Origin of the sequence: Protofrankia sp. Cr2, from assembly GCF_963555885.1 — a bacterium.
Lineage (GTDB): Bacteria > Actinomycetota > Actinomycetes > Frankiales > Frankiaceae > Protofrankia.
This window is the reverse complement of record NZ_CAUVXG010000004.1, coordinates 102,876-115,090: the sequence shown is the minus strand read 5'-3', so window position 1 is coordinate 115,090 and position 12,215 is coordinate 102,876. Positions and strand designations below refer to the sequence as shown.

7 protein-coding genes are annotated in these 12,215 nt (G+C 69.1%); 4 read left to right on the top strand and 3 right to left on the bottom strand.

Features of this window, described 5'->3' with window-relative positions; genetic code table 11:
- A complete protein-coding gene (locus tag U9978_RS04205; RefSeq protein ID WP_322759694.1) occupies positions 1 to 1,392 on the bottom strand; it encodes a class II fumarate hydratase in 1,392 nt (463 codons plus the stop codon).
- Between the two features lie 1,423 nt (positions 1,393 to 2,815).
- Between U9978_RS04205 and U9978_RS04200 the strand changes: the two genes are divergently transcribed.
- Positions 2,816 to 3,658, top strand: coding sequence for a glycoside hydrolase family 16 protein (locus tag U9978_RS04200; protein WP_322759693.1), 843 nt, complete (start codon positions 2,816 to 2,818; stop codon positions 3,656 to 3,658).
- On the opposite strand, the gene U9978_RS04195 is transcribed toward U9978_RS04200, so the two are convergent.
- Positions 3,648 to 4,379 carry a sterol desaturase family protein gene (locus U9978_RS04195; protein ID WP_322759692.1) on the bottom strand — a complete coding sequence of 244 codons (732 nt, stop codon included), beginning with the start codon at positions 4,377 to 4,379 and terminating at the stop codon, positions 3,648 to 3,650. The two genes, U9978_RS04200 and U9978_RS04195, sit on opposite strands and share 11 nt — an antisense overlap.
- A gap of 56 nt (positions 4,380 to 4,435) precedes the next feature.
- Positions 4,436 to 5,458 (bottom strand): class II fructose-bisphosphatase, encoded by a 1,023-nt coding sequence (gene glpX, locus U9978_RS04190; RefSeq protein ID WP_322759691.1) that lies wholly within the window; start codon positions 5,456 to 5,458, stop codon positions 4,436 to 4,438.
- Between the two features lie 495 nt (positions 5,459 to 5,953).
- Here glpX and U9978_RS04185 point away from each other — a divergent pair, with 495 nt between their 5' ends.
- From U9978_RS04185 to U9978_RS04175, 3 genes are all read left to right on the top strand, one after another.
- Positions 5,954 to 6,550, top strand: coding sequence for a DUF4245 domain-containing protein (locus tag U9978_RS04185; RefSeq protein WP_322759690.1), 597 nt, complete (start codon positions 5,954 to 5,956; stop codon positions 6,548 to 6,550).
- Between the two features lie 59 nt (positions 6,551 to 6,609).
- Positions 6,610 to 7,770 (top strand): hypothetical protein, encoded by a 1,161-nt coding sequence (locus U9978_RS04180; protein ID WP_322759689.1) that lies wholly within the window; start codon positions 6,610 to 6,612, stop codon positions 7,768 to 7,770.
- A gap of 110 nt (positions 7,771 to 7,880) precedes the next feature.
- Positions 7,881 to 12,215, top strand: a 4,335-nt coding sequence (locus U9978_RS04175; RefSeq protein WP_322759688.1) for a protein kinase domain-containing protein, incomplete at its 3' end; no start/stop codon positions are given.

Below are 12,215 nucleotides of genomic sequence, written 5' to 3'. Positions count from 1 at the left end.
CTACGGGTGAGTCATTGACAGGACATCCAGCGCGGCATCCAACTGCTCCTCGGTGAGTGTGCCGGCGGCCACATAGCCGCGTTCGAGGACAACCTCCCGGATCGTCTTCTCCTCAGCCAGGGACTGTTTGGCGACCTTGGCGGCCTCTTCGTATCCGATATAGCGGTTGAGCGGCGTCACAATGGACGGTGAGGACTCCGCGAACCGCCGGCAGCGTTCGACGTCTGCCACGATGCCGTCCACGCAGCGGTCCGCGAACAGCCGACTGATGGTGGACAGGATATGGATTGACTCAAGCAGGTTCCGTGCGATCACAGGCAACATCACGTTCAGCTCGAAGTTGCCCGCGGAGCCACCGAACGCCACGGCCGCGTCGTTACCGACGACCTGCGCGACAACCTGGCACACTGCCTCGGGGATGACCGGGTTCACCTTTCCGGGCATGATCGATGAGCCTGGCTGGAGGTCGGGCAGGCGGATCTCCCCGAGTCCCGCGCGCGGACCCGACGACGCCCACCGCAGGTCGTTGGCAATCTTGTAGAGGGACAGCGCGATCACCCGCAGCACACCGGATGCCTCGACCAGAGCATCCCGGGACGCCTGGGCCTCGAAGTGGTTGCGTGCCTCCGACAGCGGCAGGCCGGTGGACGCGACCAGCTGCTCGATGACCGTCGCGGCAAAGCCCGGCGGGGTGTTGATGCCAGTGCCCACGGCGGTGCCACCCAGCGGCAGTTCACCGATCCGCGGCAGTGCGCCGTGCAGTCGCTCCACGCCGTAGCGGACCGCAGCCGCGTACCCGCCGAACTCCTGCCCGAGGGTCACCGGCGTTGCGTCCATCAGGTGCGTGCGCCCGGACTTCACGACTTCGGCGAACTCGACGCTCTTGCGCTCCAATGACGTGGCCAGGTGGCCGAGCGCGGGGATGAGGTCGTGGACGATCGCCTGCGTTGCGGCGACATGGATAGAAGAGGGGAACACGTCATTGGACGACTGCGAGGCGTTGACGTGGTCGTTGGGGTGCACCGGCCGGCCGAGCCGCTCGGTGGCGAGCGTCGCCAGCACCTCGTTGGTGTTCATGTTGGATGACGTCCCACTGCCGGTCTGGAATACGTCGATCGGGAAGTGCTCGTCGCAGTGCCCGTCGATGACCTCTACGGCGGCCGCGCAGATCGCGGCGGCGATCTCTGCGTCCAGGACGCCGAGCGTGGCGTTGGCGGTCGCCGCGGCTGCCTTGATCTGGGCGAGCGCGGCGATGTGGGCCCGGGAGATCCGCTGGCCCGATACGGGGAAGTTCTCCACCGCACGCTGCGTCTGTGCCCGCCACATGGCTGTGGCCGGCACCCGCACCTCGCCCATCGAGTCGTGCTCGATGCGGTAGTCCTGCTCGCTCATGTGCTCCCGCTCCCACCGGTCGTTACCCGTTCGACAGCTACCTTCCGTCCTGGAGGTTAGGGCCTGGCCGAGCCACGTGATCGAAGATCCGTCGGACAGATCGGAGCCACCATCCGCCGCGTGGGCACGGAGTGGGCCGGGAGTGGGCCGGGCGCGCCGGTCGGGCCACTGACGGATGCGTCGGCGGGCAGGTGGTATTGATCATGATGAGATCGATCACAATTGCTCAGGTCGACCGGGCTGGTGACCCGATGTGTCGTTCATGAATCATCGACCGGACATATGTCGGCCAAATTATTTATCCGTTCGCACTGTTCGGCTGGTTGGTCAAAACGGCGCGATCATGCCTTTTCGGGTGGGGTGGACGCTGGAACAACTGTCTGGCAGTTGTCGTTCCCGGCGTCGCACAGATCTCCCCGGGTTCGGCATCACCTAGTGCTATCGTTGGCATCGACGCGGTGAATGGTAACGCGGGGAATGGTAACGCGGGGAACAGCTGCGCGGTAGCGACTGGGGTCGGCCGCCTGGACAGGTGAGATGGCGGCGGTCATGCGTTCCGTTCTCCGTTGTTTGCTGGCGTGCTCCGCGGCTCTGGCCGTGGTTTCGGCCACCAGCGCATGTGGGCATGAGGATTCAGCTGTATCCGGCGGTGGTTCGGTCACCATCCCGGGCCCGTTGAATACGTCGGCTGTGATGGTGTCGGCTGCCGCGGGTCCGCCCCTCGCCAGAGCCTTCGGTCTTGCCGGGCGCAGGGCGATCGCGTCCGTGTCCCCGACCGGCGGCCCTTCGACCAGCGGCCCCGGCCCAGGGGAGACCACCAGCCCCACCCGGAACCCGGACAGGCCGTTGAAAGGTCAGTGGTGGGACGCCCCCGTCCGTACCACCGGCCCCGGTCGGTAGTGCGGAGAAAGACACGACCGGAAACCGCGGCAACGTTCACAAGAACCGGTCTGGTGCATCCATGTGCAGCCAGATACATCCAGTCGACAGACCGGCTGATGAGGTCGACGTGCACAATGGCCCGCGGCATATGGTCATGGTGGGCTGGCGGCCGCGCGCGGGAGTCGGTTTCTCGACTGTTTCCTCGATGACCACTATTTTCTCGATGACCACCGGGTGTGGATACGCCCCGAATCCACACCCGGTGGTCATTCTCAGGGGGGTTCGTCCGTAGGTCGGGTGCCTTCGGCGCTATATGGGGACCCCGGATTCTCTGGTGGGTCGTCGTGGTGGGGCGCAGGTGCCACGGGGCGCCGATGATCATTTGATGGTGGGCGCTCTCCGTCGACGGGCATGCGTTGTTACGCAACGTGATTTTTTGTGCTCCGATGATTACGTTCCGTGCTAGGTTCGCTGGCAACAGGAACGCCGGTTGCGCGGGTCAGTGGGGGCCTGACCCGCCCGGATGTTGGGTTGTCGTCACATGCACACCAGGCCCCGCGTTGTCTGGCCGCTGATCGCGGCTTTTGTCGTGGCGTTCGGCGCTGCCACGGCGTGTACGGCCCCCGTCGTCCTCGGCGGCGGGCCGGCGCGCACCACCGACCCGCGCACCACCGACCCGCGATCCGCCTTGGCGGCCGCCGTCTGGGGTGCCCCGCTGTTCGTCGAACAGTTCGACGGCAAGGGTGTCGACCCTCGAAACTGGTGGGTCTATGACAGCCCGAACGCGGCCGCCTTCCCACGGTCGGCGGCCCGGGCCACGGTCGCGGGTGGCACGCTGCGCCTCACCGGCGGCTTCGACACCGCCGGGCGGGATGTGTCCGGCGGGATCGCCAACAAGACCGACCTGCGGTATGGACGCTGGGAGGTCCGGGTCCGGGTTGAGCGCGGGGATGGCTACTCAGGGGTGGTGCTGCTGTGGCCGGCGTCAGGCCACTGGCCCGCCGACGGCGAGATCGACCTACTAGAGGCGATCAACGGAAACCGCCAGGGTGCATCGAGCTTCGTCCATAACGGATCGAACAATCACGTGGAGTGGCACTACCTGCTCGGCGACTACACCCAGTGGCACACCATCGCGGTCGAGTGGCTGCCCCGATCGATCACGTTCTATCTCAACGGGGTGCCGGAATGGACCGTGCGCGCGCCGAGCACTGCGGGCGCGTTCAACCCGATCCCGTCGACCTCGGCGATGCATCTGGCCCTGCAGCTGGACAAGGGCTGTACCTCCGCAATCCCGTGCCGGACCAGCCGGACACCCGCGACAGTCACCATGTACGTCGACCAGGTGCGGATATGGGTGGCTCCGCGGCAACTCACCGGGTAGGTGCACGTATCGCAGTCGGTGAGATAACGACCGCGTCACGTGGTGGGTTGGTTCCCAGGACGATGTCGCCGATATTCGACGTGACGCCGAGCCAGTAGTGCTCGTTGCGGAAGTGGTGCAGACGGTGGTTGCGCCAGTGCCGTCGGTACATTCTGCTCCGAGGCTGGTAGCTGCTGTGGATGAGGAAGTGGGTCCAGTCGTAGGCGAGTAGGCCCACAGCCGCGCACAGCGCCGCGGTCGCCGTCCGAGGCGATCCGAAAACGGCTAGGGCAAGGGCGATCGTGCCGCTGCCAAGCACCTCCTGCGGACGGACGAACATCGTGTCCAGGCTCGTCGGGTCACGGTGGTGCTGCTCGTGCCCCCAGCCGGCGGTCCGGTGGAAGGCACGGCTGATCGGGTTGGTCGGCTGGGCATGCAGGATCTCCCGGTGGACCGCCCATTCGACGAACGGCTGCGTGGCCGCCATCGACGCGGCGATCAGGACATCGGCCCGCCCGAAGCGTCCACGGGCGAGCCGCACGGTCGCCAGGCTCCCGACGGTGCCCAGCAGCACCGGTGGCCGGGGATGACGTAGAAAACACCGGGCAGCGTCGGGCAGCGTGGTGACCTCGGTGGCGCGTCCGTGTGGACCGGGCCTGTCCAGGCGGGCGGCGGTCGCGGCGACGACGCGGGCGGCCGCCCGGAACGGCACCACTGCCGTCGGCCCGGTCGCCGTCGGCACGCTTGGTGCTGTCGGCTTGCCCGGAGCCGTTGCCCTGCTCAGCGTCCTTGCCCTGATCAGAACGGCACCGTTGAGTAGGCCTGAAGCTTGGTCAACTGGTGCTGACTGTCCACCCGGCGGACCGTCCCACTGCGCGATCGCATGACCAGGGATGACGTGTTGGCCCCACCGGGCCGGTAGCGGACCCCGGCCAGCAACTCACCGTCGGTGATGCCGGTGGCGACGAAGAAGACATTGTCGCTGTTCACGAGCTCGCGCGTGGTCAGAACGCGCGTGGGGTCATGGCCGGCGTCGAAGACCCTTTTCTGCTCGTCGGGATCCCGCGGCCAGAGCCGTCCCTGGATGACACCGCCGATGCAGGCCACCGCACATGCGGCGATGATTCCTTCAGGGGTGCCGCCGATGCCCAGCAGCAGGTCGGCGCCGGTGTCGGCGGACGCGGCCATGACCGCGCCGGCCACATCCCCGTCGGAGATGAGCTTCACCCGGGCACCGGCCGCACGGATCTGTTCGACCAGGTTGACGTGGCGCGGACGCTCCAGGACGACGACGGTCACATCCCGCGGATGCACACCCTTGGCTTTGGCGACGGCGCGGATGTTGTCCTCGACGGGCGCTGTGATGTCCACCACGTCGGCGGCTTCAGGGCCGGTGACCAGCTTCTCCATGTAGAAGCAGGCACTCGCGTCGTACATGGACCCGCGCTCGGATACGGCCATCACCGCGATCGCGTTGTTCATACCCTTGGCTGTGAGCGTGGTGCCGTCCACAGGGTCGACCGCGACGTCGCATTCGGGACCCTCACCCGACCCGACCTCCTCCCCGTTGAAGAGCATCGGGGCTTCGTCCTTCTCGCCCTCTCCGATGACGACGACCCCGCGCATCGACACCGTGCCGACGAGCCGCCGCATCGCGTCGACGGCGGCCTGGTCTGCGCCGTTCTTGTCGCCGCGCCCGACCCATCGGGCGGCGGCGAGCGCACCCGCCTCGGTCACCCGGACAAGTTCGAGAGCGAGGTTGCGATCGGGCGCCTGTCCCTGGACGGCGAGAGGATCCGGAAGGTTGCTGTCTGCTGCCACGCATCCGAGAGTAATTGCACATGCGTCCGGCCGCCCACCGATGGTGTGACGGCCGCGTCCAGGGCCGGTCTGGGCATCGCTCCGCGCGATCGAAGATCCATCAAACCGGCCCCAGTCCGGGATGTACCGCTGCGAGGCCGCCTGGACAGTAGTGGACGCATCGGGTGTCGGGTGTCTGACACCACGGTTGCCGGTTCCGACGCAACGCCAGCCGTCGGTTCTGCGTCGAACTACACAGAGAACCACGGTGCCACAGGGAACGAAGGTGCCACGCAGGATGAGGGCGTCCGGCCCGCGGAGGGGGCGCGCCGGACGCTCATCCATTGTTTATCGCCGGTTGGTCTTTCAGCGTTTGGCTGGGCCGGACGGCCTCCTGTTAGTTGGCCCACTCCACCCGTCCCAACCCCCAACCCCCAACCTTCGACCGCTGGCTCCTGGCTCTCGGGTCGGACGCCCCGTCGGGTCGGGCTCGGGACGGGACGTCAGGATGGACGGGTGGCACGACGACGCGGTCAGGAAACGATCCGGGACATGGTGCTGTCCCTTGGTGTTGTGATGCTTGGGGTGGCGCTCTTCACGCTGTTCATGCCAAGGGGCGGCTCGGACCCGGTGACCGCGGTGGACACGGTCGCCCCGTTGGCTGCGTTCGCGCGTTCGGCGCCGTTTGACGTCGCCGAACCGGCGGGTCTGCCCGGCTACTGGAAGGCCACGTCGATCCGGACCCAGCCGCCACCCGGTGCGTCCCGCGCGAACGCGGTCGAGCTGCGCATCGGTTACGTGGTCGACCGTCCGGGTAACCGCACATATGCCCAGCTCAACCAGGGCAATGCGACCGACGCGGTACAGCGGGTCCTGGGCGACCGGCCGGTGACGGGGACCGCGCGGTTGGCAGGGGAGCCCTGGCAGGAAAGGCGGGACGACGCCGGCCACCTTGCGTTCACCCGCCAGGTCGGCGACGTCGTATTGATCGTCTCCGACGGTGGTGGCGAGGGCGGTGCCTCCGCCGCCGATCTGGGGATCCTGGCCACATCCCTGCGTCCGCGCTCCGTCGTCGCGGCGGCTGACCGAACACCCCCCGCATCGGCATCCTGACGGGCACTCATAGTCTGCTGCTCGCCTGACAGAAGCGTGATGGGCTTGATGGGGGCTTGATGGAACACAACCTGGCGACCTCAGCGGACCGCGCCGACTACCTGGTCGATCTCTCCAACATCGTGCGCGAGCAGTCGATCGGGGGGCCGGGCCTGCGGTCCCTGCGTCGGCTCGACCTCGTGGTGGCGGCACTGGTGACACTCACCGGGGACCCGGACGTCGGTGTCTACCTGATCGCCGATGCGAGCCTGCTGGGCGGCAGCAGGGAGTTCACCGATCAGGCGGATGTCCGCCGGCTCCGCCGCTGGGTTGCCGACGGCCTGGTCGAGGAGGTTCCCGACGCGGACGACCGGGTTCTTGAGATCGCCGGAATGACCCGCATTCCGGTCATCACCGGTGACCGTTACGACGCCTACCGCACTGAGCACACCTGGATACAGGGGAACAGCTCGCAGTTCCTCAAGCCCGTACCCGGCCCCGCCGGCCCCGCCGGTTCCGCCGATACAGTCGCCCTCGTCCCGCTGGACATGGGCGTCCGTACACCGGCCCAGATCTCCCGCCGTGAGGAGCTCGCCGCACTCAAGAAGCAGGGTCTGCTCGGCTCCGATCGGACCCCTCTGATCAAGGTGCTCACCCGGGCCTGGCGCTGCCCGGAACGGCGTTGTTCGCTCTATGACATCCACAGCGGTGACCGGGTGCTCCTTCCCCGCATGCACCGGGGTGTACCCACCTGTCAGCAGCACCGGGTAGCCCTGTCGGACGACGGCCCGCGGCCCGCTACCGCCCAACTCAAGGCCGTCATCAACGGCACCTGCGTAGCCCGTTTCACCCTGGACGAGGACTCCGTGACGTCGGTGGGACGCTACCCCGACCCCGGAATCGCGCTGTTCAGCCTGCTGGACCCGGAGGCCGCGGCCAGGGTCAGCCGCGAGCACGTGGTCGTCTCGCTCCAGAAGGGGCTGGTCCTGCTCCGCGACGTCAGCAGCTACGGCTCCCGGATGCGTACCGCCGACAAGCGGGGGCGGTTGGGGCCCTGGGAACAGCTGCCGCCCCGGGTCGACCGCCGATTCCACCCTGGCGACGAGGTCGAGCTCGCCCCCGGCGTGATCCTCACCCGCAGCGGCCGGATCTTTCCCGCCGAACTTCCCGAGGACTGGCGGGCCGCGGCCCCGCAGACCCCCGTTCCACCGGGCGCTGCCGCACCCACCATGTCGGTGTGAGCCTGACTCCGGCTGGTGATGGTTAGAATCACCGCAGTGCGCAGGGAGGATGATGAGCAGGTTTGTGCTGGTAGGGATCGGGATCGCCGGTATCCGGCTGCCGCCTGCGCATGTTTGTCGTTGACCGGGAGCGGATAGCCGCCGCATTACCCCATTACGAGCTGGGCGCCGGGCTGGGTTCCGGCGGGTTCGCGCATGTGCTGGCGGGCCGGCATCGCCAGCTGGAACGTGATGTCGCGATCAAGGTGTTGTCCTCGGCGAAGGAGGACGCCCCCGCTGGCTTCGCCGCGGAGGCGCGCCTGCTCGCCAGTTTTGATCATCCACATGTGGTCCGGGTCCACGACTACGTCGAGGACGACGGCCTCTGCCTCATCGTGATGGAGCTGCTGGCAGGGGGGACTCTGACCAGCCGGCGGGCAGGCATACCGGCCGAAGGCGCCTGCGCGGTCGGCCTGGCCGTCGCGCAGGCGCTGACCTGTGCACATTCCCAGGGCGTGTTGCACCGCGACATCAAGCCGGACAACATTCTGTTCGACGCCACCGGCCTGGTGAAGGTGACCGACTTCGGGATCGCGAAACTCCTCGACGGGTCGGCGGCCACCGCGAGTCGGATCATCGGCACGGCGCAGTACATGGCGCCTGAACAGATCCTCGAAGGCCGGTTGGGGCCGGCCACCGACCTGTACGCGCTCGGTGTGCTCCTGTACGAACTGCTCGCCGGGGCGCCACTGTTCGACCCCACACTCCCGCTGCTCGCGCAGTTGCGGCACCACCTCGACACCATCCCCCAACCGCCCGCCGGGGTGCCCGCCCAGGTCACGGAGGTGGTCATGCGGGCGCTGGCCAAGGATCCGGCCGCACGCCAGCCGTCCGCCCGCGATTTCGCCCTCGATCTCGCCCGCGCCGCCTGCCTCGTCCACGGCCCGCGGTGGACCGCCCGCTCCGGCATCGGCCTGCGCCTCGACGACGACATCCGCGAGGCCGCCGATTACCCACCATCTCCTATTGCCTACGTTCGGCAAGCGCAAGCGCAAGCGGCTGCCATTCCGTTACAACAGCAGCCAGCCGATGGTGCCCTGCGACCAGCCGAACGCCGCCCGCAGCCGCCCCAGCCGGCCGATCGTGCCCCGCAGTTCGTCCGGCGGGCGCAGGTTCCCGGTCTCCGCGCACTCGGCCCTGCGCTGACCGGTCACATCAGCTCGGTGTTCTCGGTGGCGTTCTCCCCGGACGGGGAGATCCTCGCCAGCGCCGGCAATGACACGACGGTGCGGTTGTGGGATGTCGCAGACCCATCCACCTCCCGTCCGCTGGGTGGGCCGCTGCCCGGCCATATCGGCCCGGTGCGGGCGGTGGCGTTCGCCCCGGCCGGCCGCATCCTGGCCAGCGCCGGTGACGACAAAACGGTGCGGTTGTGGGACGTGGTCGACCCATCCGCTCCCCGCCTTTTCGGTGAACCATTGATCACTACCGCCGGCCGGGTGCGGGCGATGGCGTTCTCCCCGGACGGCCGCACGCTGGCCAGCGCCGGCAACGGCAAGACCGTGCAGTTGTGGGATGTGGCCGATCCGTCCGCTCCCGGTCCGGTCGGAGCACCGTTGTCTGTTCCCACCGACCGGGTGGATGCAGTGGTGTTCTCTGCGGACGGTCACATGTTGGCTTCCACCGGAGACGGCACAGTGGTGGTCCGGTTGTGGGATGTGCGTGACCGGTCCATCCCGCGTCCCCTTGGTGAGCCGTTGGCCGGTGACACCGCTCGGGTGTGGTCGGTGGCCTTCTCTGCGGGCAGCGGGATCCTTGCGACCGCGGGCGGCGACAGGATGGTGCGGTTGTGGGACATCGCCGACCCGTCTACTCCACGGCCGATCGGTGAGCCACTGACCGGTCACGCTGGAAGGGTGCGGTCGGTGATGTTCTCCCCGGACGGCCGCATCCTGGCCAGCGTCGGTGACGACAAGGCGCTTTGGCTGTGGGACGTGGTTGATCCCTGCGACCCCCGTCTGCTCGGCGAGCCGCTGACCGGCCACACCAACATCGTGAACGCGGTCGTGTTCGCCCCGGACGGCTGCACCCTCGCCACTGCCGGCGCGGACTTCACCGTGCGGCTGTGGCGTTGCGAGTTGCCCACAAGGGCAGCGCCGTCAGCGGCCCCCGCACCACCGGCCCCAGCGGTTGCGCTGACGGTGGCCCCTGCACCACCGGCCAAGGCCCCTGCACCACCGGCCAAGGCCCCTGCACCACCGGCCAAGGCCCCTGCACCACCGGCCAAGGCCCCCGTGCCACCGGCTCCAGCGGTTGTGAAGGTGGCCGCGCCGGCGCCCGGCCCCCGTCCGCATGGTCCTGCGCTGACCGGTCACGCCGGCCCCGTGTTCTCGGTGGCGTTCTCCCCGGATGGCCGCATCCTGGCCAGCGCCGGCGGCGACAAGACGGTGCGGTTGTGGGATGTGGCCGACCCCTCTGATCCCCGCCCGTTAGGCGATCCCCTGACCGGCTATCTCAATCAGGTGAGGGCGGTGGTGTTCGCCCCGGACTGCACGATCCTGGCCAGCGGCAGCGCCGACCGCAGGGTGCGGTTGTGGGATGTGGCCGACCCGTCCAGCCCCCGTGCACTCGGCCAGCCCCTGACCGGTCACACCGACCCGGTCCTTGCGGTGGCGTTCTCCCCGGATGGCCGCATATTGGCCACGGCCGGCGCCGTCAACGACAAGACCGTGCGGTTGTGGGATGTGGCCGACCCGACCGCCCCCCGCCCGCTGGGTGGGCCGCTGACCGGTCACACCGACTCGGTGTTCTCGGTGGCGTTCGCCCCGGACGGTCGGACGCTGGCCAGCGCCGGCAACGACAAGACCGTGCGGTTGTGGGATGTGGCCGACCCCGCCGCCCCCGGTCCGCTCAGCGCTCCTCTGACCGGTCACACCAACCGGGTGCTGTCGGTGGCGTTCTCCCCGAACGGCGGCATTCTGGTCAGTGCGGGTAGTGACAAGACGGTGCGGTTGTGGAAGCTGGCCGGCCGGGCAGGTGCCCGTCCGCTCGGCGAGCCCCTGACCGGTCACACCAACCAGGTGCGGTCGGTGGCGTTCGCCCCGGACGGCCGCACGCTGGCCACCGGCAGCATCGACACGACGGTGCGGTTGTGGAATGTGGCCGACCCCGCCGCCCCCCGTCCGTTCGGTGAGCCGTTGTCCGGCCATACCGACACCGTGTGGTCGGTGGCGTTCGCCCCGGACGGCCGCACGCTGGCCAGCGCCGGCGACGACAGGACCGTGCGGCTGTGGGACTGCGGGTCGTCCGCACTGGCCGCACTGGCCGCACCGGCCGCACCGGCCGCTGCCACGAAGCCAGCCCCCGCTAAGAAGGCTGCCGCGGCTTCTGCCCCGGTGGCCCCGGCGGCGAAGACAGTGAAGACCGGTGTCCAGGCTCCCGCCAAGAAGCCGGCCCCTGCCCCGACGGTGACGATGCCGGCCGCGGTCCCGACGGTGACGATGCCCGCGTCTGCGCCCGCCCAGAAGCCGCCCGTCAAGAAGCCGGCGGCCCGCAAACCGGCGCCCGTTCCCGACCCCCGCAGCCTCGGTCAGAGGCTGACCGGCCACACGGGCTGGGTGATCTCGGTGGCGTTCTCCCCGGACGGTCGCATCCTGGCCAGCGCCGGAGCGGACCGGACGGTGCGGTTGTGGGATGTCGCCGACCGGTCCGCTCCCCGCCCGTTTGGCCCACCCCTGAGCGGCCACACCGACCGGGTGGAGGCGGTGGTGTTCTCCCCGGACGGCACGATTCTGGCCAGCGCGAGCGCCGATCGGACGGTGCGGCTGTGGCACGTCACCGCCCGCCGCCTCCGCCCGCTCGGTGAGCCGTTGACCGGCCACACCGACCGGGTGTGGTCGGTGGTGTTCCTGCCCGACGGTCGGATTCTGGCCAGCACGGGCAGGGACGGGACGGTGCGGTTGTGGGATGTCGCCGACCGGTCCGCTCCCCGCCCGTTCGGCCCGCCCCTGGCCGGTTCCGTCGGCCCGGTGCGATCGGTGATGTTCTCGCCGGACAACCGCATCCTTGCCAGTGCCGGTGCTGACGTCAGCGGTGCCGGCCCGGTGCGCCTGTGGGACGTGAGCGAACGCCGTGCCCGCCCGCTCGACCCGCCGCTGACTGGTCACACCGGCGACGTGTGGTCGGTGGAGTTCTCCCCGGACGGGCGCACCGTGGCCACCTCGGGCGTCGACAGGACGGTACGGCTGTGGGACATCACCGCTCCTCGTCCTCGCCTGCTCGCCCCGCTTATCGGCCACGCCGCCCGTAGCCCCCGCGTACTCGGCCCGCCGTTGACCGGTCACACCGGTCGGGTGGGGGCGGTGGCGTTCTCTCGGGACGGTCGCATCCTGGCCAGCGCCGGCGAGGATGCGACGGTGCGGTTGTGGGACATCACCGCTCGGTCCGCCCCCCGTCCGCTCGGCCCG